The sequence below is a fragment of the Ramlibacter sp. JJN2-2R genome, assembly GCF_057747835.1.
The window spans coordinates 2,077,654-2,099,942 of record NZ_CM173226.1; the positions used below are offsets into that span (position 1 = coordinate 2,077,654).

The window sequence follows — 22,289 nt, forward strand, 5'->3', positions numbered from 1 at the left end:
GAACGACAGAACATCAGGAGACAACGACGATGCATTCTGAACCAGACTGGGCTGCGGCCGCCCAGCAGTTCCAGCAGGCCCTCGGCGAGCAATGGACCCGCGCCATGCAGGCCGTTCCCGGGGTCGGCGCCGCCGCCAGGCAGCCGGCCGGCATCCCCGCCATCGCGTTCGACCCCAAGAAGCTCGCCGCCGTGCAGCAGGCGTACCTGCAGGAGGCCGCGACCCTGTGGAACCACGGCCTGTCCGGCGTCGCGGCCGGCGACAAGCGCTTCTCGGGGCAGGAGTGGGGCCAGAACCCGGTGGCGGCGTTCTCCGCCGCGGCGTACCTCCTGAACGGCCGCACGCTGCTGGGCCTGGTGGACGCCGCCGACACCGACCCCAAGACCAAGGCCCGGCTGCGCTTCGCGGTCGAGCAATGGATGGCGGCCACCGCGCCGAGCAACTTCCTCGCGCTCAACGCCGAAGCGCAGAAGAAGGCGATCGAGACGCGCGGCGAAAGCATCGCGAAGGGCGTGCAGAACCTGCTGCACGACCTGCAGCAGGGCCATGTCTCGATGACCGACGAGAGCCAGTTCGAGGTCGGCCGCAACGTCGCCACCACCGAGGGCGCCGTGGTGTTCGAGAACGAGCTCATGCAGCTGATCGAATACAAGCCCACGACGGCCAAGGTGCACGAGCGCCCGTTCCTGGTGGTGCCGCCCTGCATCAACAAGTTCTACATCCTCGACCTGCAACCCGACAACTCGCTGGTGAAGTTCCTGGTGGACCAGGGCCACCGCACTTTCGTCGTCAGCTGGCGCAACCCGGACGACTCCCTGTCGCACAAGACGTGGGACGACTACGTGGCCGAAGGCCCGATCGAGGCGATCCGCGTCGTGCGCGAGATCGGCGGCGTGCCGCAGATCAACGCCCTGGGCTTCTGCGTCGGCGGCACGCTGCTGGGAACGGCCCTGGCGGTGCTGGCCGCGCGCGGCGAGAAGCCGGTGCACTCGGCCACGCTGCTGACCACGCTGCTGGACTTCAGCGACACCGGCGTGCTGGACCTGTTCATCGACGAGCAGATGGTCAAGTACCGCGAGCTGCAGATGGGGCAGTCCGGCCTGCTCAAGGGCCAGGAGCTGGCCTCCACGTTCAGCTTCCTGCGCCCCAACGACCTGGTCTGGAACTACGTCGTCGGCAACTACCTCAAGGGCGAGAAGCCGCCCGCCTTCGACCTGCTGTACTGGAACAGCGACTCGACCAACCTGCCGGGGCCCATGTACGCCTGGTACCTGCGCCACACCTACCTGGAGAACAACCTCGTCCAGCCCGGCAAGTGCACGGTCTGCGGCGAGAAGCTGGACCTGCGCAAGGTCGACATCCCGGTCTACGTGTACGGCTCGCGCGAGGACCACATCGTGCCCATCGGCGCGGCGTACGCCACCGTCCACCACCTGCCCGGCAAGAAGCGCTTCGTCATGGGCGCGTCGGGGCACATCGCCGGCGTGATCAACCCGCCGGCGAAGAACAAGCGCTCGTACTGGACCAACGACAAGCTCCCCGGGACCCACGCGGAGTGGCAGGAAGGTGCCACCGAGCACGCGGGCAGCTGGTGGCCGGACTGGGCCGCCTGGCTCGCGCCGCACGGCGGCAAGCAGGTCGCGGCGCCCAAGCGCTACGGCAAGGGCTCGGCCTACCAGGCCATCGAGCCGGCGCCGGGCCGCTACGTGAAGGTCAAGGCCTGAGCGGTCCGCGCCACGGCCCGCCCCGGATTTCGCTCCCGATCCACCAGGAGAATCCCATGGAAGACATCGTCATCGTCTCGGCCGCGCGCACCGCCGTCGGCAAGTTCGGCGGCTCGCTCGCCAAGATCCCCGCGCCCGAGCTCGGCGCCATCGCCATCCGGGAGGCGCTCGCCCGCGCCAAGGTCGACCCGGCGCAGGTGAGCGAGGTCATCATGGGCCAGGTGCTCTGTGCCGGCTCGGGCCAGAACCCGGCGCGGCAGGCGCTGCTCAAGGCCGGGCTGCCCAACGAGGTGCCGGGGCTGACGATCAACGCGGTGTGCGGCTCGGGCCTGAAGGCGGTGATGCTCGCCGCGCAGGCGGTGGCCTGGGGCGACGCCGAGATCGTGGTCGCGGGCGGGCAGGAGAACATGAGCGCCGCGCCGCACGTGCTCATGAACTCGCGCGAGGGCCAGCGCATGGGCGACTGGAAGATGATCGATTCGATGATCGTCGACGGCCTGTGGGACGTCTACAACCAGTACCACATGGGCATCACGGCCGAGAACGTCGCCAGGCAGTTCGGCATCCAGAGGGACGCCCAGGACGCGTTGGCCCTGGCCAGCCAGCAGAAGGCCGCGGCGGCCCAGGCGGCCGGCAAGTTCAAGGACGAGATCGTGCCGGTGTCGATCCCGCAGAAGAAGGGCGAGCCGGTCGTCTTCGCGGACGACGAGTTCATCAACAAGAAGACCAGCGCCGAAGCACTGGCCGGGCTGCGCCCCGCCTTCGACAAGGCCGGCAGCGTGACGGCGGGCAACGCCTCGGGCATCAACGACGGCGCCGCCGCGGTGGTGGTCATGAGCGCGAAGAAGGCCGCTGCGCTGGGCCTGCAGCCGCTGGCGCGCATCGCCGCTTTCGGCACCTCGGGCCTGGATCCCGCCACCATGGGCATGGGTCCCGTGCCCGCCTCGCGCAAGGCGCTGCAGCGCGCCGGCTGGAACGTGCAGGACGTGCAGCTGTTCGAGCTGAACGAAGCGTTCGCCGCGCAGGCGTGCGCCGTGAACAAGGAACTGGGCATCGATCCTGCAAAGGTCAACGTCAACGGCGGGGCGATCGCGATCGGGCACCCCATCGGTGCATCGGGCTGCCGCATCCTGGTGACCCTGCTGCACGAAATGCAGCGCCGCGAGGCACGCAAGGGCCTGGCCGCGCTGTGCATCGGCGGCGGCATGGGGGTTTCCCTCGCCGTCGAACGGGGTTGATTGGCTAGAGTGGTTCGAGGCGCCGCTTGCGGCGCGCCCGCCCGGCGAGTTGTCGCAAATTGCAAGGAGAGAACAATGGCTCAGAAGGTTGCTTACGTCACCGGCGGCATGGGGGGCATCGGCACCGCCATCTGCCAGCGCCTGCACAAGGAAGGCTTCAAGGTCATCGCCGGCTGCGGCCCCACCCGGGACTTCGGCAAGTGGCTGGATGAGCAGAAGGCCAAGGGCTTCACGTTCCACGCCTCGGTCGGGAACGTCGGCGACTGGAACTCCACGCTCGAGGCGTTTGGGAAGGCCAAGGCCGAACATGGCGCCATCGACGTGCTGGTGAACAACGCCGGCATCACGCGCGACCGCATGTTCCTGAAGATGACGCGCGAGGACTGGGACGCCGTCATCGAGACCAACCTCAATTCCATGTTCAACGTCACCAAGCAGGTGGTGGGCGACATGGTCGAACGCGGCTGGGGGCGGATCATCAACATCTCGTCCGTCAACGGCGAGAAGGGCCAGGCCGGCCAGACCAACTACTCGGCCGCCAAGGCCGGCATGCACGGCTTCACGATGGCGCTGGCGCAGGAACTGGCGAGCAAGGGCGTCACGGTCAACACCGTCAGCCCGGGCTACATCGGCACCGACATGGTCAGGTCGATCCGGCAGGACGTCCTGGACAAGATCGTCGCCACCATCCCCGTCAAGCGGCTGGGGCTGCCGGAGGAAATCGCCTCCATCATCGCGTGGATCGCCTCGGACGAGAGCGGCTACTCCACCGGGGCCGATTTCTCGGTCAACGGCGGCCTGCACATGGGCTAGCTGCTGCCCGGCCGGGACGAAGAGTTCCGGTTCAGGATGTCACGTCCGTCACAACTTGGAAGCCCGCCGCGCGCGGGCTTCCTGCATTGTGGAGTGCTTGTCCACAATTCGCCGGTCGCAGCGCGCCCCAGAGCAGGCGCCGGGTCCGGTCCAACAACAAAGTGACGCGAAGAAGAATCCTGATCGTCGACGACGACGCGCGCGGATCCGCGCTGCTGTCGGATTACCTCCAGTCCCAGGGCTATGCCACCACCGTGGTGATGAACGGCCTGCACGTCGAGCCCGAAGTGCGCCGCGCCGAGCCCGCGGTCGTCCTGCTGGACGTGACGCTGCCGGGCCTGGACGGCATCGAGGTGTGCCACCAGATCCGCCGCTTTTCGGCGGTGCCGATCATCATGGTGAGCGGCCGGGTGGAAGAGATCGACCGCACCCTCGGCCTGGAGGTCGGCGCTGACGACTACGTGTGCAAACCCTACAGCCCGCGCGAGGTCGTGGCGCGCATCAAGGCGCAGCTGCGGCGCTCGGAAGGCCGGCTGGGAGCGGGCGTGTCGCAGCACGGCTTCCGCATCGACGAGGCCAGCCGCCGCATCGCGTGCGGCGACGACTGGCTGGCGCTCACGCCGCAGGAATACCGGCTGCTGCGCAAGCTCCTGTCCCGCCCCGGGCACGTGTTCTCGCGCGAGGACCTGCTCGATGCGCCGGACGATTTCCTGCGGCCCGCGAGCGATCGCGCGGTCGACAGCCACGTGAAGAACCTGCGCCGCAAGATCGAGGCGGTGCGCCCCGACGCCGGTGCCATCGTGGCGGTGTACGGCGCCGGCTACCGCTTCGATCCGGGCCTGTCCGCGGCCGGCTAGCGCGACGGCAGGGTGAGCCGGGCCTGCGGGGTTCCTCCGCAATCCATCCACAGTCGCTTCCAAGAATGGCCGACTTTCGCCCATTCGATTGGAAGGACAGATGCACCTGAGCTACACGCAGACACTGCGCCACGTTCTCGCGGCTTCCGCCACCGCTGCCCTCATCGCGGGCTGCGGGGGTGGCGGCGGCAGTGGAGCCGGCCCCGCGACGGCCGCCTCCGCCGGCAGCAGTGAACCGGCGGCCGCAGCCGCACCACCCTCCACGTCGCCCGGCAGCTCGCTGGTGCTGTCAGCACCCTCGGCGAGCGTGCTGAAACTCGATCCCAGACAGTTGCCCGACTACACGCCGCAACTGCCGCCGCATTTCCAGTCCGCGGTCGCCTCGGACAACACGCCGGCCGGCATCAAGGAGACGCCGGTGATGGCGACGCTGGGCCGGGTGCTGTTCTACGACCGCCAACTCAGTCGGAACGGCGCGGTCTCGTGCGCGTCGTGCCACAAGCAGGCCGAGGACTTCGGCGACGGGACGCGCTTCTCGACCGGCTTCGACGGCGGCCTGACCACCGCGCACGCGATGCGCCTGGCCAACCTGCGCTACTACCAGCCCGGCACCATGTTCTGGGACAAGCGCGCCGCGTCGCTGGAGGCGCAGAGCACGATGCCCGTGCAGCATCCGGTGGAAATGGGCTTCGACCCCGCGCACGGCGGCATGTCCGCGGCGGTTCAGCGGCTGCAGGCTCTGCCTTACTACGTGGACCTGTTCACCGCCGCCTTCGGCGATCCCGCGGTGAACGAGCAGCGCGTGCAGGCGGCGCTCGCCCAGTTCATCCGCGGCATGGTGTCGACGCACAGCCGCTGGGACGATGCGTTCGCGCAGGTGTTCGATCCGGCGCTCGCCGACAAGGGGGTGAACAAACCGCTGCCGGGATTCACGGAGCAGGAAAACCGGGGCCGCCAGCTGTTCATGGCCAGCCGCGCCGACGGCGGCCAGAACTGTGCCGCCTGCCACCAGCCGCCGACCTTCGCGCTCGGCAATTCCGGCAACAACGGCCTGGATGCCGGCGAGGCTCGCCGCTTCAAGTCGCCCTCGCTCAAGAACGTTGCCATGTCGCGCGCCTTCATGCACGACGGCCGCTTTGCCTCGCTCGAGGAGGTGGTGGAGCACTACAGCTCCGGCGTGCAGGACGGTCCGGGGCTCGATGGCCGCCTGAAGGGCCCCGACGGCACGGCCCTGAAGCCCAACCTGTCGGCCGAGGACAAGGCGGCGCTGGTCGCCTTCCTGAAGACGCTCAGCGACCCGGTGCTGGCGGTGGACCCGCGTTTCAGCGATCCGTTCCGGCCCGAGATCGAGTCCGCGCGGCTGCAGTGACACGGTTCAGGCCAGGTCCTCGATGACCAGCATGCGGTACTTCTGGGCATGGGACACGGGATGGCCCCGCAGGGCGCCCATCACCCGCTCGCTGTCCTCGTTGTCGGGCGCCCGCACCAGCAGCGCGTGGTGGCCCTGGGAGGCGTACTGTGCGTAGCGCCGCACGGTGTCCGCTTCGGTGCCCGGCGAGGGCAGCGTCGCGCCTGAGCTGCCGACGGTGCGCACGACCTCGGCGAGCATGAGGTCCGGCGGGATCAGGCTGATGTCGTCGTCCGCCAGCCCGGCGTCGACCAGCGCGCGGGCGGCGGCCTCGGCCGCCGGCGCATCCGGCAGCATCACGAGGATGTGGCCCGTCGGGTAGAACTGCCCGCGCAGGTTGAGCATGTCGCGGCTGAGCTCGAAAGGTTTCATGGAGGTTCTTTTCCCGGATTCCTTGCCTGCCATTCCAGCGCCGCCATGCCGTCCGGCGTGTCGTCCGGCGAGGCTTGCCCCTGTAGGAAGGCTGCCCAAGCGCGGGCCTTTACGATCACGCCCGTGAGTTCCTTTCCCGACCCCGTCCGCTGGCGCTTGTCGGTCGCGCCCATGATGGACTGGACCGACCGCCACTGCCGTCATTTCCACCGCCTGCTCAGCCGGCATGCGCTGCTCTACACCGAGATGGTCACCACCGGTGCGCTGCTGCATGGGGACGTGCCGAGGCACCTGGATTTCGGCGAGGCGGAGCATCCGGTGGCCCTGCAACTGGGCGGCAGCGAGCCGGATGACCTGGCGCACTGCGCCCGCCTGGGCGAGCGCTGGGGCTACGACGAGATCAACCTGAACTGCGGCTGCCCCAGCGAGCGCGTGCAGCGCGGCGCCTTCGGCGCCTGCCTGATGGCCGAGCCGCAACTCGTCGCCGACTGCGTCAAGGCGATGGTGGACGCCGTCGGCATCCCGGTCACGGTCAAGCACCGGATCGGCATCGACAAGGTGGAGAGCTACGAGTTCGTGCGCGACTTCGTCGGCACGGTCGCGCGCGCCGGCTGCCGCGTGTTCATCGTCCACGCCCGCAACGCCTGGCTCAAGGGCCTGTCGCCGAAGGAGAACCGCGAGGTGCCGCCGCTGCGCTACGACACCGTGCACCGCCTCAAGCGCGATTTCCCGGACCTGCTGTTCGTGGTCAACGGCGGCATCACCACCAGCGGACAGGTCGAAGGCGAGCTGCAGCGGCTGGACGGCGTGATGGTGGGGCGCGAGGCGTACCACAACCCCTGGTGGCTCGCGTCCTGGGACGAGGCGTTCTTCGGCGACGCCGGCGCGGGCGTCACGCGCGAGGCCGTGGAGCAGGCGATGGTGGACTACATGGTGGAAGAGGCGCGGTACCACGGCACGGCCTGGTCGTCGATCGCCCGCCACATGCTCGGGCTGCGGCACGGCCTGCCCGGGGCCCGGCGCTGGCGCCAGGTCTGGAGCGACCATCGCCTCAAGGGCGTCGACCCGCGCGAGGTGATGGCGCTGGCCCACCAGCCCGCCGCCGCCCAGGCGGCCTGAGCCGCCGCGGCGCCAGCCCGCATGGCCCGGCGCGGCCAAATACTTTAAACTTCAAATATCCAGGCTTGGAGCAATCATGAAGATCGTCTGCATCGGTGGCGGCCCGGCCGGCCTGTACTTCGCGCTCCTGATGAAGAAGCAGGACCCGCGGCACGAGGTCACGGTGGTGGAGCGCAACAAGCCCTACGACACCTTCGGCTGGGGCGTGGTGTTCTCCGACCAGACGCTGGGCAACCTGCAGGCGGCCGACCCGGCGACGGCGGGGGAGATCCTGGGCGCCTTCAACCACTGGGACGACATCGAGGTCAACATCCGCGGCGAGCGCATCCGCTCGGGCGGGCACGGCTTCTGCGGCATCGGGCGCAAGCGGCTGCTCAACATCCTGCAGAAGCGCTGCGAGGACCTGGGCGTGCGGCTGGTGTTCGAGACCGACGTGCAGGGCGACGAGCAGTATCCCGACGCCGACCTGGTGATCGCCAGCGACGGCCTCAACAGCCGCATCCGCGCCAAGTACGCCGCCACCTACCAGCCCGACATCGACCTGCGGCAGTGCCGCTTCGTCTGGCTGGGGACGCACAAGCGGTTCGAGGCGTTCACCTTCGCCTTCGAGGAAACCGAGCACGGCTGGTTCCAGGCGCATGCCTACCAGTTCGACGGCGACACCTCGACCTTCATCGTCGAGGCGCCGGAGGAGGTCTGGCGCAAGGCCGGCCTGGACCGGATGGAGAAGGAGGAGTCGATCGCCTTCTGCGAGCGCCTGTTCGCGAAGTACCTCGACGGCCATCCGCTGATGTCCAACGCCGCCCACCTGCGCGGCTCGGCCCAGTGGATCCGGTTTCCGCGCGTGGTCTGCAGGACCTGGGTGCACCACAACGGCCGCCAGCCGGTGGTGCTGATGGGCGACGCCGCGCACACGGCGCACTTCTCGATCGGCTCGGGCACCAAGCTGGCGCTGGAGGACGCGATCGAGCTGGCGCGCTGCATCGGGCGCTCGGACGGCGACCTGAACCGCGCGCTGGCCGACTACGAGGCGGTGCGCAGCGTCGAGGTGCTCAAGATCCAGAACGCGGCCCGCAATTCGACCGAGTGGTTCGAGAACGTCGCGCGCTACGTCAACCTGCCGGCGCCGCAGTTCGCCTATTCGCTGCTCACCCGCAGCCAGCGCATCAGCCACGAAAACCTGCGGCTGCGCGACAAGGGCTACGTGGAGCGCTACGAAGACTGGATCGCGCAGGCCGCCGGGGTGCATCGCACGCCGATGCAGCAGCCGGTGCCGCCCATGTTCACGCCGTTCACGCTGCGCGGCACCACGCTGAAGAACCGGGTCGTGGTCTCCCCGATGGCGCAGTACTCGTGCGTCGACGGCGTGCCGGCGGACTACCACCTCGTGCACCTGGGCGCGCGCGCGATGGGCGGGGCCGGGATGGTCGTGGCCGAGATGACCTGCCCCTCGCCCGATGCCCGCATCACCCGCGGCTGCCCCGGCCTGTGGAACGAGCAGCAGCAGGCCGGCTGGAAGCGCATCGTCGACTTCGTGCACGGCAGCACCGACGCGAAGATCGCCATGCAGCTCGGCCACGCCGGCGCCAAGGGCTCCACGCGGGTGCCGTGGGAGGGCGAGGACCAGCCGCTGGCCGAGGGCAACTGGCCGCTGCTGTCCGCGTCGCCCCAGCAGTACATCGACGGCGTGAGCGACTGGTCGCGCGCGATGACCTGCGACGACATGGACCGCGTGCGGGACGACTTCGTGCGCAGCACGCAGCGGGCCGCTTCGGCCGGCTTCGATTGGCTCGAGCTGCACTGCGCGCACGGCTACCTGCTCTCGAGCTTCATCTCGCCGCTGACCAACCTGCGGACCGACGAGTACGGGGGCTCGCTGGAGAACCGGCTGCGCTACCCGCTGGAAGTGTTCCGCGCGATGCGCGCAGCCTGGCCGGAGCAGCTGCCGATGTCCGTGCGCATCTCCGCCCACGACTGGGTGGAAGGCGGCATCACGCCGGACGACGCGGTGGAGATCGCGCGCGCGTTCAAGGCGGCCGGCTGCGACCTGGTCGACTGCTCGTCGGGGCAGGTGAGCAAGAAGCAGAAGCCCGTGTACGGCCGCATGTACCAGACCCCGTTCGCCGACCGCGTGCGCAACGAGGCCGGCATCGCCACCATGGCGGTGGGCGCGATCTCCGAGGCCGACCACGTCAACAGCATCATCGCCGCCGGCCGCGCCGACCTGTGCGCCATCGCGCGTCCGCACCTGGCCAACCCCGCCTGGACGCTGCTGGAGGCGGCGAAGATCGGCTACACCGGCGTGCAGTGGCCGGTGCAGTACCACTCGGGCAAGACCCAGCTCGAGCGCAACCTCGAGCGCGAGCGGGCGATGGCGGCGCAGGCCGCCGGCCTGTCGCCGCTCGAGCAGGCCAACCAGGCGCAAGGCGTCTGAGACCCGATCCCAAGGAGACTCCATGAACGACGAGAGCACCCGCGTCGACCCGGCGCTGGCCGCCGGCAACCGCCGCGCCCTGGCCGGCTACGCGGCCCGCCATTTCGGCTGGTCCGTGGCGGGCCAGGTCGCCACCGTGACGCTGAACCGGCCCGAGCGCAAGAACCCGCTGACCTTCGACTCGTACGCCGAGCTGCGCGACCTGTTCGGGCAGCTGCGCTACGCGACCGACGTGCAGGCGGTCGTGGTCACCGGCGCCGGCGGCAACTTCTGCTCCGGCGGCGACGTGCACGAGATCATCGGGCCGCTGGTGCGGCTGAAGGCGCCGGAGCTGCTGATGTTCACCCGCATGACCGGCGACCTGGTCAAGGCAATGCGGGCCTGCCCGCAGCCGATCGTGGCGGCCGTGGACGGCGTGTGCGCCGGCGCCGGGGCGATCGTCGCCATGGCCTCGGACCTGCGCCTGGGCACGGCCCGCAGCAAGACGGCGTTCCTGTTCAACCGCGTGGGCCTGGCCGGCTGCGACATGGGGGCGTGCGCCATCCTGCCGCGCCTGATCGGCCAGGGCCGCGCGAGCGAGCTGCTCTACACGGGCCGCTCGATGTCGGGCGAGGAGGGCGAGCGCTGGGGCTTCTTCAACCGCCTGTGCGATCCCGAGGCGGTGCTGGCCGAGGCCCTGAAGCTGGCGACGGACATCGCCGCCGGCCCGACCTTCGCCAACGGCATCACCAAGACCATGCTCCACCAGGAGTGGGCCATGACGATCGAGCAGGCGATCGAAGCCGAAGCCCAGGCGCAGGCGATCTGCATGATGACCGAGGACTTCACGCGGGCCTACAACGCCTTCGTCGCGAAGAGCAAGCCCGTGTTCGAGGGGAACTGACATGCAAGCGTTGGCGAAGCATGTCATCCCGGCGAAGGCCCGGCATGAGAACCTCCGGGGCCGCCATGAGTGACCGTAACTACCTCGACTGGCCGTTCCTCGAACCACGCCACCGCGAGCTGGCGCTGGCGCTGGACGCCTGGGCGGCGCAGCACGTGCCGCACGCGCACGGCAAGGACGTCGACGCCGAATGCCGCCAGCTGGTGAAGGCGCTGGGTGCCGGCGGCTGGCTGCGGCACGCGGTGGGCGGCGGCCACGGCGCTGCGGCGGCCATCGACACGCGCGCCATCTGCCTGATCCGCGAGACGCTGGCGCGCCACAGCGGGCTGGCCGATTTCGCCTTCGCCATGCAGGGCCTGGGCTCGGGCGCCATCAGCCTGCAGGGCACGGCCGAGCAAAAGGAGCGCTACCTGCCGCGCGTGGCCAGCGGCGACGCCATCGCGGCGTTCGCGCTGTCCGAGCCGCAGGCCGGCTCGGACGTGGCCGCCATGCAGTGCAGCGCCCACGTCGAGGGCGACCATGCGGTGCTCGAGGGCGAGAAGACCTGGATCTCCAACGGCGGCATCGCGGACTTCTACGTGGTGTTCGCCCGCACGGGCGAGGCCCCGGGCGCGCGCGGCATCAGCGCCTTCATCGTCGATGCGGGCACGCCGGGGTTCGAGATCGCCGAGCGCATCGAGGTGATCGCGCCGCATCCGCTCGCGCGGCTGCGATTCGACGGCTGCCGGGTGCCGCTGTCGCAGCGCATCGGCGCGCCGGGCGAGGGCTTCAAGGTGGCGATGCGCACGCTGGACGTGTTCCGCACGTCGGTGGCCGCCGCCGCCCTCGGCTTCGCCCGCCGCGCGATGGACGAGGCGCTGCAACGCGCGACGACGCGGCGCATGTTCAACCAGCTGCTGTCGGACTTCCAGCTCACGCAGGCCAAGCTGGCCCAGATGGCGACCACCATCGACAGCGCGGCGCTGCTGGTCTACCGCGCCGCGTGGCAGCGCGACCAGGGCCGCACCGTCACGCGCGAGGCCGCGATGGCCAAGCTGACCGCCACCGAAGGGGCGCAGCAGGTCATCGATGCCGCCGTGCAGGTGTTCGGCGGGCTGGGCGTGGTGAGCGGCCAGCCGGTCGAGACGCTCTACCGCGACATCCGCGCGCTGCGCATCTATGAAGGGGCGAGCGAGGTGCAGCAGCTCATCATCGCCCGCGAACTGCTCAAGGACCTCCAGGGAGACAAACCATGACCCACCAGGCCGTCTTGCCCGAGGGCTGGCCGCGGCCCCGCGGCTATGCCAATGCGGTGATCGCCCGCGGCCGCCTGCTGTCCATCGCCGGCATGATCGGCTGGGACGCGCAGGCCCGCTTCCACAGCGACGATTTCGCCGACCAGGCGCGGCAGGCGTTGCGCAATGTCGCCGACGTGCTCCAAGCGGCCGGCGGAAAGCCGCAGAATATCGTCCGGATGACCTGGTACGTCACCGACAAGCGCGAGTACCTGGCGGCAGGCAAGCGCATCGGCGAGGCGTTCCGCGAACTGATCGGCCACTACGACATCGCCATGACGGCGGTGGAAGTCAAGGCACTGATCGAGGACCGGGCCAAGGTCGAAATCGAAGTGACTGCCGTCCTGCCGGACTGATTCAGGAGTTCCCCATGGCTACCAAGGCCGCCTTCCACTGGGCCGACCCGCTGCTGCTCGACCAGCAGCTCTCGGGCGACGAGCGCGCCGTGCGCGACGCCGCCCAGACCTATTGCCAGGAGAAACTGGCGCCCCGCGTGCTGGAAGCTTTCCGCACCGAGACCACCGACACCGCCATCTTCCGCGAGATGGGCGAGCTGGGCCTGCTGGGCCCGACCATCCCCGAGCAGTACGGCGGCGCCGGGCTCAACTATGTGAGCTACGGCCTGATCGCGCGCGAGGTGGAGCGCGTCGACTCCGGCTACCGCTCGATGATGAGCGTGCAGTCGTCGCTGGTCATGGTGCCGATCTTCGAATTCGGCAACGAGGCGACCAAGCAGAAGTACCTGCCCAAGCTGGCCACCGGCGAATTCATCGGCTGCTTCGGCCTGACCGAGCCGAACCACGGCTCCGACCCGGCCAGCATGGTCACGCGCGCCCGCAAGGTCGACGGCGGCTTCAAGCTCACCGGCAGCAAGATGTGGATCTCCAACTCGCCCTTTGCCGACGTGTTCGTCGTCTGGGCCAAGGACGACGAGGGCGCGATCCGCGGCTTCGTGCTGGAGAAGGGCTGGAAGGGCCTGTCGGCGCCCAAGATCAAGGGCAAGGTGGGGCTGCGCGCGTCCGTCACCGGCGAGATCGTGATGGACGAGGTGTTCTGTCCCGAGGAGAACGCCTTCCCCGAGGTGCGCGGCCTGAAGGGCCCGTTCACCTGCCTGAACTCGGCCCGCTACGGCATCGCCTGGGGCGCGCTCGGCGCGGCCGAGGACTGCTGGTTCCGCGCCCGCCAGTACGTGCTGGACCGCAAGCAGTTCGGCAAGCCGCTGGCGGCCAACCAGCTGGTGCAGAAGAAGCTGGCCGACATGCAGACCGAGATCACGCTGGGCCTGCAGGGCTGCCTGCGCCTGGGCCGCATGAAGGACGAGGGCACGGCCTCGGTCGAGATCACCTCGATCATGAAGCGCAACTCCTGCGGCAAGGCGCTGGACATCGCCCGCACCGCGCGCGACATGATGGGCGGCAACGGCATCAGCGATGAGTTCGGGGTGGCAAGGCACCTGGTGAACCTGGAAGTCGTGAACACCTACGAAGGCACGCACGACATCCATGCGCTGATCCTCGGGCGGGCGCAGACCGGCATCGCAGCGTTCTGATCTCAGCCCAGGGCCCGCGCCTTCTCCAGCAGGAAATCGATGCACGTGCGCACGGCCCGGATCTGGTGCCGGTCCGGCATGTACAGCAGGTACATGCTGGTGCCGAAGATCGAGAGGCGGTAGTCGTCCAGCGTGGTCACCACGTCCCCCGTGGCGATCGCGTCCTGGATCACGTAATCCGGCACGAGGCCCACGCCCAGCCCCGCGAGGATGCCCTTGCGCAGGAAGGGGAAGTGCTCGGAGATCAGCGTCGGCTCCAGGATCACGTCCTCGCGCTCCCCGCCCCGGTAGGCGCGCAGCCGCAACTGCCGCCCCACCACGCCTGACGTGATCACCGGGGCGGTGGCGAGCTGCTGCAGCGCCGCCGGCAGGCCGTTGCGCTCGGCGTACTCGCGCGAGGCGCAGGCGAGATAGCGCACGTTGCCCAGGTCGCGCGCCACCAGCGAGGGCGGCGGCTCCGCCATCACGCGCACGGCGATGTCCACCTCGTCGCGCAGCACGTCGGCGCGGTTCTCGAACAGCACGTCCAGCACGATGCCCGGGAACTGGCGCTTGAAGTCGATCAGCCAGGCCGACATCACCAGCTCACCGAAGCCGCTGGGCACGCTGAGGCCCACGCGCCCCTGCAGTCCCTGGCCGAAGGTGGCGATCGTCTCGCGTGCGGCGAGCATCTCGTTGCGCACGCGGCGGCCGTGCTCGTACAGGCGCCGCCCGACTTCGGTGGGCTCCACGCGCCGTGTGGTGCGCCGTACCAGCTGCACGCCCGCTTCCTTCTCGAGCTGGCTGAGGTGGTAGCTCACGTTTGCGCGTGTCATCCGGAGCTTCTTCGCCGTCAGGCTGAGGTTGCCCGCGTCGATGATCTCCACGAGGAGGGTGAGGGAGCCGAGATCCATGTCAAAAATTCCTTGACGCACTGTCAACCATCCTCCGGATTGTCAAGCAGGATTGATCGATCCAGAATCTGGATGCGATTTACTTCATCTTCCCCCGCATTCCGGCATGAGCTCCATCACCGCGGACAACGCCGTCCGCACCGCCCGCCAAGGCGCCGTCCTCGTGGCCACCATCGACAACCCTCCGGTCAACGCCCTCGGCGTCGCGGTGCGCCGCGGCCTGCGCGCGGCCGTGCAGCAGGCCGAAGCGGATCCCGAAGTCCGGGCCCTGCTGCTGGTGGGGGCCGGTCGCGGCTTCATCGCCGGCGCCGACATCCGCGAATTCGGCCAGTCGCCGATGGCGCCCCTGCTGCCGGAGGTGTGCAACGCCATCGAAGCGTGCACCAAGCTGGTGGTCGCCGCGATCCATGGGCCCGCGCTCGGCGGCGGGCTGGAAGTGGCCATCGCCGCCCACTACCGCATCGCGCTGCAGGATGCGAAGCTGGGCTTGCCGGAAGTCAACCTCGGCCTGATCCCTGGCTCCGGCGGCACGCAGCGTGCCCCGCGCCTGATGGGCCTCAAGCCCGCGCTGGATCTGATGCTGAGTGGCCGCCACCTGGGCGCCCGGGAGGCCCTCGAGGCGGGCCTGGTCGATCGCACCGACGAGGGCGAGGACGCGCAGGCCGCGGGCCTGGCCTACGCCCAGCAGCTGCTCGCGTCGCGCGCCGCCGTGCGCCGCACGCGCGACAGTGCGCTGGCGCCCGACATCGAGGCCGCGCGCGCCACGCTGAAGGACGTGCGCGCCGAGACGGCGAAGAAGACCCGCGGCCTGTTCTCGCCGCTGAAGATTGTCGAAGCCGTCGAAGCGGGGCTGGACCTGCCGTTCGACGAGGCGTTGCGCAACGAGCGGCAGCTGTTCATGCAGTGCATCGACAGCCCGCAGCGCGCCGGCCTCATCCATGCCTTCTTCGCCGAACGCGAGGTGGCCAAGGCGCCAGAGACCCGCGACGCGAAGCCGCGCACGATCGCTTCGGTGGGCGTGGTGGGCGGCGGCACCATGGGCGCCGGCATCGCCGTGGCGGTGCTCGACGCGGGCCTGCCGGTCACGATGGTGGAGCGTGACGAGGCCTCCATCGCGCGCGGACGCGCCAACGTGGAGAAGGTGTACGACGGGCTCGTGGCCAAGGGCCGCATGAGCGCCGAAGCCAAGGCCACGGTGCTGTCCCGATTCAGCGGCAGCACCGCGTATGCCGACCTGCGGGACGCGGACCTCGTGATCGAGGCCGTGTTCGAGGACATCGAGGTGAAGAAGGCGGTCTTCGCCGAGCTGGACCGCGCCTGCAAGCGTGGCGCGGTGCTGGCGACCAACACCTCCTACCTGGACATCGATGCCATCGCGGCGAGCATCTCGCGGCCGCAGGACGTGATCGGCCTGCACTTCTTCTCGCCGGCCAACATCATGAAGCTGCTGGAGATCGTGGTGCCCGCGAGAGTCTCGGCCGACGTCGTGGCCACCGCCTTCGAGCTCGCGAAGAAGCTGAAGAAGGTGCCGGTGCGCGCCGGCGTCTGCGACGGCTTCATCGGCAACCGGATCCTGGCGAAGTACCGGCAGGCGGCCGACTACCTGGTGGAGGACGGAGCGAGCCCCTACGAGGTGGACGAGGCGGTGCGCGCCTTCGGCTACCCGATGGGGCCGTTCCAGGTGTCCGACCTCGCGGGCGGCGACATCGGCTGGGCCACGCGCAAGCGCAAGGCCGCCACGCGCGACCCGCGCGCCCGCTACGTGCAGATCGCCGACCGCATCTGCGAGCGCGGCTGGTTCGGCCAGAAGACCGGCCGCGGCTGGTACCTCTACCCGCAGGGCGCGCGCGCCGGCACGCCGGACCCCGAGGTGCTCGCCATCGTCGACGCCGAGCGCCAGCGCGCGGGCGTCACGCCGCGGAAGTTCAGCGGCGACGAGATCATGCGCCGTTACCTGGCCGCGATGGTGAACGAGGGCGCCAACGTGGTGCGCGAGGGCATCGCGCTGCGCCCGCTGGACGTGGACGTCACCTTCCTGCACGGCTACGGCTTCCCGCGCTACCGCGGCGGCCCGATGAAGTACGCGGACACGGTGGGCCTGGACAAGGTGCTGGCCGATCTGCGCGAGTTCGCGAAGGAAGACCCCCTGTTCTGGCACCCCTCGCCGCTGCTGGTGGAGCTGGTCGCGCAAGGAAAGAACTTCGACAGCCTGAACAAGGCCTGAGCGGCGCCGTGCCGGCCCCCATCCCGGGCTGCGGGTGGGCATCCCCGCCCCGGGATGCCCCCGCGCCGCTCCAATCCTGAACACACCCATGGACCTGAGCTTCACCCCCGAAGAACTCGCCTTCCGCGACGAAGTCCGCGCCTTCCTGCGCGCTGACGTCCCGGCGCGTCTCACCGACAAGGTGCGCAACGGCAAGCGCCTGACCAAGGCCGACCTGGAGCAGTGGCACGCGCTGCTCCACGCGCGCGGCTGGCTCGCCAACCACTGGCCGAAGGAATATGGCGGCCCCGGCTGGAACGCCGTCGAGAAGTTCATCTTCGAGCACGAGTGCGCGCTGGCCTATGCGCCGCGCACGGTACCTTTCGGCGTCAACATGCTCGGCCCCGTGCTGATCAAGTACGGCAACGAGGCGCAGAAGCGCCACTGGCTGCCGCGCATCCTGGACGGCCGCGACTGGTGGTGCCAGGGCTACTCGGAGCCGGGCGCCGGCTCCGACCTCGCGTCGGTGAAGACGACTGCCGTGCGCCAGGGCGACCACTACGTGGTCAACGGCCAGAAGACCTGGACCACGCTGGGCCACCACGCCAACATGATCTTCTGCCTGGTGCGCACCGACCGCGAGGCCAAGCCGCAGGAGGGCATCAGCTTCCTGCTGGTGGACATGGACTCCCCCGGCGTGGAGGTGCGCCCGATCATCACGCTGGATGGCGAGCACGAAGTCAACGAGGTGTTCTTCACCGACGTGAGGGTCCCCGTTGAGAACCTCGTCGGCGAGGAGAACAGGGGCTGGACCTGCGCCAAGTACCTGCTGACCTACGAGCGCACCAACATCGCGGGCGTCGGCTTCTCGGTCGCGGCGCTGGAGCGCCTGGAGGGCATCTCAGCGCGCGTGAAGAAGAACGGCCGGCCGCTCGCCGAAGACCCGCTGTTCGCCGCGCGCATGGCGAAGGTCGAGATCGACCTCGAGAACATGAAGACGACCAACCTGCGCGTCATCGCGGCGGTGGCCGGCGGGGGCGTGCCCGGCGCGGAAAGCTCCATGCTCAAGATCAAGGGCACCGAGATCCGCCAGGAGCTGAACGCCCTGATCCGCCGCGCGATGGGCCCGTATGCGCTGCCCTTCGTGGAACAAGCGCTCGAAGAGGGCCATGCCGGCGAGCCGATCGGCCCGCGCGAGGCGAGCTTCGCCGCCGTGCATTACTTCAACAACCGCAAGCTGTCGATCTTCGGCGGCTCCAACGAGATCCAGAAGAACATCATCTCCAAGATGATCCTGGGGCTCTGAAAGGCAGGACCATGGACTTCCGACCGACAGAAGACCGCCGCATGCTGGCGGACCTGCTCGCGCGCTTCGTCACAGAGCAGTACCCGATCGCCACGCGCCACGCCATCGCCGCCTCGGCCGAAGGCTGCAGCCGCGACAAGTGGGCGCAGTTCGCCGAGCTGGGCGTGATCGGCGCGCTGTTCACCGAGGAGCAGGGTGGCTTCGGAGGCGCCGGCTTCGACATCGCCACCGTCTTCGAGGCGCTGGGTCGCGGGCTCGTGCTGGAGCCTTTCCTGCCCACCGTGCTGGCGGGCAGCGCCATCGCGCACGCGGGCGGCGCCGCCTGGCACGACACGCTCGGGTCCCTCATCGACGGCAGCCGCATCGCCACCCTGGCGCACGGGGAGCCGCAGTCGGGCTACGAGCTGCAGTGCGTGGAGACGCGCGCGCGCCGGGAGGGCGACGGCTGGGTGATCGCGGGGAGCAAGGCCGTGGTGCCGCTTGCCGGCGCCGCCGACCTGGTCGTCGTGTCCGCGCGCACCGCGGGCGAAGCGACGGATGCGAAGGGCATCTCGCTGTTCGTCGTGCCCTGCGACAGCGCGGGCCTGCAGGTGCGCGCCTATCCCAACATCGACGGCACCCACGCGGCCGAGCTCGCGTTCGCGGACGTGCGCGTGCCCGCCGGCGCGCTGCTCGGCACGGAGGGCGACGCTCTCGCGACCCTGGAGCACGCGACCGGCCGCGGCATCCTCGCGCTGTGCGCCGAGGCGCTGGGTGCGATGGACACCTGCAAGGCGATGACCATCGAGTACCTGCAGACGCGCCGCCAGTTCGGCAAGCCGATCGGCAGCTTCCAGGCCCTGCAGCACCGCATGGCCACCGTGCTGCTGGAAATCGAGCAGGCGCGTTCGGCCGTGATCAACGCCGCGGCCGCGCTCGACGCCGACCGGCTCACGCGCGAGCGGGCCCTGTCCGCGGCGAAGGTTTCGATCGGCCGCATCGGCACGCTGGTGGCCGAGGAGAGCATCCAGCTGCATGGCGGCATCGGCATGACCTGGGAACTGCCGCTGCCGCACTTCGCCAAGCGCCTGGTGATGGTCGACCACCAGCTCGGCGACGAGGACCACCACCTCGCGCGATTCATCGCGCTGGGCGCCGCGCAGCGGCATGAGGCGGTGCCGGCATGACGACGGCGCTGCCGCTCGCCGGGGTCCGCGTGCTGGACCTGTCGCGCGTGCTCGCCGGCCCGCTGTGCGGCCAGGTGCTTGGCGACTTCGGCGCCGAGGTGATCAAGGTCGAACACCCGAAGCGCGGCGACGACACGCGCGACTGGGGCCTGCGCGTGGGCAAGACCGAGACAGCGTATTTCAACAGCATGAACCGCAACAAGCGGTCCGTCACGGTGGACCTGCAGGCGCCCGAGGGCCAGCAGGTCGTGTGCGAGCTGGCCCGCCAGTGCGACGTCGTCATCCAGAACTTCAAGTACGGCGGCGCCGAGAAGATGGGCCTGGGCTACGAGCAGCTGAAAGCGGTGAAGCCCGACATCGTCTATTGCTCCGTGTCCGGCTATGACCGGCACGGCCCCGAGGCGACCCGCCCCGGCTACGACCTGGTGATCCAGGGCGAGGCGGGGCTGATGGCGATCAACGGCGAAGCGACCCAGCAGCCGCTGAAGTTCGGCGTGGCCGCCGTGGACATGTTCACAGGGATGTATGCGGCGCAGGCGGTGCTCGCGGCGCTGTTCGACCGCCAGCGCACCGGGCGCGGCCGCCACGTCGAGATGGCGCTGTTCGACTGCGGCCTGATGGTGAGCGCCTATTACGGGCTGGAAGCGCTGCTGATGCAGAAGGACCCGCCGCGCTACGGCAACGCGCATCCTTCCATCGTGCCCTACGGCGTCTTCGACGCGCAGGATGGCCCGGTGATCATCGCGGTGGGCAACAACACGCAGTTCGAGCGCTTCTGCACCGAGGTGATCGAGCGGCCGGACCTGGCCGCGGACGAACGCTACAAGACCAACGTGCTGCGCGGCCAGAACCGCGCCACCCTGCTGCCCGAGCTGCACCGGGAGCTGCAGGCGCGCCCGCGCAAGCTGCTGCTGGAGCGCCTCTCGCGCGTGGGCATTCCCTGCGGCGAAGTGCTCGGTCTGCTGGAGGCGCTGACCTCGCCGCGCGCAGCGAGCGCGGGCCTGGTCACGCAGCAACCCCATCCGGTCGCCGGGCAGACCTCCGTCATGGCGCCGCCGTACCGCCTGGACGGCGAGCGCCTTCCGGTGCGCCATGCCCCGCCCGTGCTGGGCGAAGGCACGGCCGACATCCTGGGCCGGCTCGCGGGCGTCGATGCCCCGCGGCTGGCGCGCCTGAAAGAACAAGGCGTCATCTGAAACATCCGAGGAAACAATCCATGCGCATCTCCTCTTCCCTCTCGCGGCTCACCCGCCGCGCCCTCGTCCTGGGCGTGCTGCCGCTGCTGGCGGTGCAGGCCCACGCGGATACGTGGCCCAGCAAGGCGATCAAGGTGGTCGTGCCGTTCCCAGCGGGCGGCCCCACCGACACGGCCTCGCGCATCGTCGGCGAGCAGCTCTCGCAGCGGCTGAAGCAGCCGGTCGTCGTGGAGAACAAGGCGGGCGCCTCCGGTGCCATCGCGGCGGCCCAGGTCGCCAAGACCGCGGGCGACGGCTACACCTTCATGATGCTGGCCACGCCGACGCTGCTGGCCCCGCACATGTACAAGGCGGTGGACTACGACACGGTCAAGGACTTCGTGCCCGTCGCGTCCGTCTACGACCTGCCGATCGTCATGGTGGTCAACCCGCAGCTCATGCCCACGGTGACCGACGTGCAGAAGCTGATCACGCATGCCAAGGCGCGCCCGGGTCAGCTGAGCTACACGAGCTCCGGCGTCGGCAGCTTCGGCCACCTCAGCATGGAACTGCTCAAGCAGCTGGGCCAGTTCGACATGCAGCACGTGGCCTACAAGGGCGGCGTGCCGGCGATCACCGACACCATCGGCGGGCAGGTGCCGTTGATGTACGCCGACCTCGTGGCCGCGCTGCCGCACATCCAGTCCGGCAAGCTGCGCGCCATCGCGGTCGGATCGCCGCAGCGCGTGAGCGTGCTGCCGGACGTGAAGACGGTCGCGGAGCAGGGCTTCAAGGGCTTCGACGCCGTGTCCTGGGGCGGCCTGCTGGCACCCAAGGGCACGCCGCCGGAGGTGGTGGAGCGCATGAACAAGGAGCTCGCCGTGGTCCTGGCCGACAAGGGCGTGCAGGAGCGCATGCTCAAGGCCGGCGCCATCGCCAACTACCAGCCGGCGGCGAAGATGGCCGAACGCACCCGGTCCGACTACGAGAAGTGGGGCAAGGTGATCCGCGACAAGGGCCTGGCCAACCAGCAGCAGTGAGCGTGACCATGAAGATCATCGTTCCCGTCAAGCGCGTCGTCGACTACAACGTGAAGGTCCGCGTCAAGTCGGACAACACGGGTGTGGACATCGCCAATGTGAAGATGAGCATGAACCCGTTCGACGAGATCGCGGTGGAAGAGGCCGTGCGCCTGAAGGAGAAGGGGGTTGCCACCGAGGTGATCGCCGTCTCGTGCGGCGTGCAGCAGTGCCAGGAGACCCTGCGCACGGCGATGGCCATCGGCGCAGACCGCGCGATCCTGGTGCAGGCCGACGAGGAGCTGCAGCCGCTGGCCGTGGCCAAGCTGCTGAAGGCGCTGTTGGACAAGGAGCAGCCCGGCCTGGTGATCCTGGGCAAGCAGGCGATCGACGACGACTGCAACCAGACCGGCCAGATGCTCGCCGCGCTGGCGGACCTGCCGCAAGCCACCTTCGCTTCCAAGGTCGAACTGGCCGACGGCAAGGCCAAGGTCACGCGTGAGGTGGACGGGGGCCTGGAGACGCTGGAGCTCACGCTGCCGGCGGTGGTCACTACCGACCTGCGCCTGAACGAGCCGCGCTACGTGACGCTGCCCAACATCATGAAGGCGAAGAAGAAGCAGCTGGACACCGTGACGCCCGCGGACCTGGGCGTGGACGTGGCACCGCGCCTGAAGACGCTGAAGGTGGCCGAGCCCGCCAGGCGTGGCGCCGGCGTGAAGGTGCCCGACGTGGCGACCCTGGTGCAGAAGCTCAAGACCGAAGCGAAGGTCATCTGAACCGCCATACCGACTGCCGGACGCATGAGTCGCGAAGGGAACAGCCAAATCTCGCGAAAGCTCTCGCGTCCGGAAGT

At 69.5% G+C, this 22,289-nt stretch carries 19 protein-coding genes; 17 read left to right on the top strand and 2 right to left on the bottom strand.

The genetic code is table 11. The features are described 5' to 3' along the window. Positions 1-29: 29 nt before the first annotated feature. The 5 genes from AC3ANR_RS10255 to AC3ANR_RS10275 all read left to right on the top strand — a co-directional run bounded on the left by AC3ANR_RS10255 (position 30) and on the right by AC3ANR_RS10275 (position 6,001). Positions 30-1,724: a PHA/PHB synthase family protein gene (locus tag AC3ANR_RS10255; protein ID WP_488288012.1), complete on the top strand. Its 1,695-nt coding sequence runs from the start codon at positions 30-32 to the stop codon at positions 1,722-1,724. A gap of 56 nt (positions 1,725-1,780) precedes the next feature. Further along, positions 1,781-2,962: an acetyl-CoA C-acetyltransferase gene (locus AC3ANR_RS10260; protein ID WP_488288013.1), complete on the top strand. Its 1,182-nt coding sequence runs from the start codon at positions 1,781-1,783 to the stop codon at positions 2,960-2,962. A gap of 75 nt (positions 2,963-3,037) precedes the next feature. After that, positions 3,038-3,775: an acetoacetyl-CoA reductase gene (gene phbB / locus AC3ANR_RS10265; protein WP_488288014.1), complete on the top strand. Its 738-nt coding sequence runs from the start codon at positions 3,038-3,040 to the stop codon at positions 3,773-3,775. 161 nt (positions 3,776-3,936) lie between these two features. Continuing rightward, on the top strand, positions 3,937-4,632 hold the full coding sequence (locus AC3ANR_RS10270; protein WP_488288015.1) for a response regulator: 696 nt from the start codon (positions 3,937-3,939) through the stop codon (positions 4,630-4,632). A 307-nt stretch (positions 4,633-4,939) separates the two neighbouring features. Then, positions 4,940-6,001, top strand: a complete 1,062-nt coding sequence (locus AC3ANR_RS10275; RefSeq protein WP_488288016.1) for a cytochrome-c peroxidase — start codon at positions 4,940-4,942, stop codon at positions 5,999-6,001. Between the two features lie 6 nt (positions 6,002-6,007). Here the strand turns inward: AC3ANR_RS10275 and AC3ANR_RS10280 are convergent, their stop codons facing one another. Further along, a complete protein-coding gene (locus AC3ANR_RS10280) occupies positions 6,008-6,412 on the bottom strand; it encodes a hypothetical protein (RefSeq protein ID WP_488288017.1) in 405 nt (134 codons plus the stop codon). 171 nt (positions 6,413-6,583) lie between these two features. Between AC3ANR_RS10280 and dusA the strand changes: the two genes are divergently transcribed. From dusA to AC3ANR_RS10310, 6 genes are all read left to right on the top strand, one after another. Next, a complete protein-coding gene (gene dusA / locus AC3ANR_RS10285; protein ID WP_488291788.1) occupies positions 6,584-7,531 on the top strand; it encodes a tRNA dihydrouridine(20/20a) synthase DusA in 948 nt (315 codons plus the stop codon). Between the two features lie 76 nt (positions 7,532-7,607). Continuing rightward, complete coding sequence (locus AC3ANR_RS10290) at positions 7,608-9,965, top strand: bifunctional salicylyl-CoA 5-hydroxylase/oxidoreductase (protein ID WP_488288018.1); 2,358 nt, start codon at positions 7,608-7,610, stop codon at positions 9,963-9,965. Positions 9,966-9,987: 22 nt separating this feature from the next. Next, positions 9,988-10,848 (top strand): enoyl-CoA hydratase family protein, encoded by an 861-nt coding sequence (locus AC3ANR_RS10295; RefSeq protein ID WP_488288019.1) that lies wholly within the window; start codon positions 9,988-9,990, stop codon positions 10,846-10,848. 65 nt (positions 10,849-10,913) lie between these two features. After that, complete coding sequence (locus tag AC3ANR_RS10300) at positions 10,914-12,083, top strand: acyl-CoA dehydrogenase family protein (protein WP_488288020.1); 1,170 nt, start codon at positions 10,914-10,916, stop codon at positions 12,081-12,083. Then, entirely contained in the window at positions 12,080-12,478 is a 399-nt protein-coding gene (locus AC3ANR_RS10305) for a RidA family protein (RefSeq protein ID WP_488288021.1), read from the top strand. Before AC3ANR_RS10300 ends, AC3ANR_RS10305 begins: the two co-directional genes overlap by 4 nt. Before the next feature lie 14 nt (positions 12,479-12,492). After that, positions 12,493-13,671, top strand: a complete 1,179-nt coding sequence (locus AC3ANR_RS10310) for an acyl-CoA dehydrogenase (protein WP_488288022.1) — start codon at positions 12,493-12,495, stop codon at positions 13,669-13,671. A 2-nt stretch (positions 13,672-13,673) separates the two neighbouring features. Here AC3ANR_RS10310 and AC3ANR_RS10315 read toward each other — a convergent pair whose 3' ends face one another. Beyond that, complete coding sequence (locus tag AC3ANR_RS10315) at positions 13,674-14,564, bottom strand: LysR family transcriptional regulator (RefSeq protein ID WP_488288023.1); 891 nt, start codon at positions 14,562-14,564, stop codon at positions 13,674-13,676. Positions 14,565-14,670: 106 nt separating this feature from the next. Here AC3ANR_RS10315 and AC3ANR_RS10320 point away from each other — a divergent pair, with 106 nt between their 5' ends. From AC3ANR_RS10320 to AC3ANR_RS10345, 6 genes are all read left to right on the top strand, one after another. Beyond that, positions 14,671-16,788 (top strand): 3-hydroxyacyl-CoA dehydrogenase NAD-binding domain-containing protein, encoded by a 2,118-nt coding sequence (locus AC3ANR_RS10320; protein ID WP_488288024.1) that lies wholly within the window; start codon positions 14,671-14,673, stop codon positions 16,786-16,788. Positions 16,789-16,876: 88 nt separating this feature from the next. Next, the gene (locus AC3ANR_RS10325) at positions 16,877-18,073 is read left to right on the top strand and encodes an acyl-CoA dehydrogenase family protein (protein WP_488288025.1); all 1,197 of its coding nucleotides are present in this window, start codon (positions 16,877-16,879) and stop codon (positions 18,071-18,073) included. 11 nt (positions 18,074-18,084) lie between these two features. After that, positions 18,085-19,239, top strand: coding sequence for an acyl-CoA dehydrogenase family protein (locus AC3ANR_RS10330; protein ID WP_488288026.1), 1,155 nt, complete (start codon positions 18,085-18,087; stop codon positions 19,237-19,239). Beyond that, positions 19,236-20,435 (top strand): CaiB/BaiF CoA transferase family protein, encoded by a 1,200-nt coding sequence (locus AC3ANR_RS10335; RefSeq protein ID WP_488288027.1) that lies wholly within the window; start codon positions 19,236-19,238, stop codon positions 20,433-20,435. The genes AC3ANR_RS10330 and AC3ANR_RS10335 overlap by 4 nt, the downstream gene beginning before the upstream one ends. 20 nt (positions 20,436-20,455) lie before the next feature. Further along, on the top strand, positions 20,456-21,454 hold the full coding sequence (locus AC3ANR_RS10340; protein WP_488288028.1) for a Bug family tripartite tricarboxylate transporter substrate binding protein: 999 nt from the start codon (positions 20,456-20,458) through the stop codon (positions 21,452-21,454). Between the two features lie 8 nt (positions 21,455-21,462). Further along, complete coding sequence (locus tag AC3ANR_RS10345) at positions 21,463-22,212, top strand: electron transfer flavoprotein subunit beta/FixA family protein (RefSeq protein ID WP_488288029.1); 750 nt, start codon at positions 21,463-21,465, stop codon at positions 22,210-22,212. Positions 22,213-22,289 lie beyond the last annotated feature (77 nt).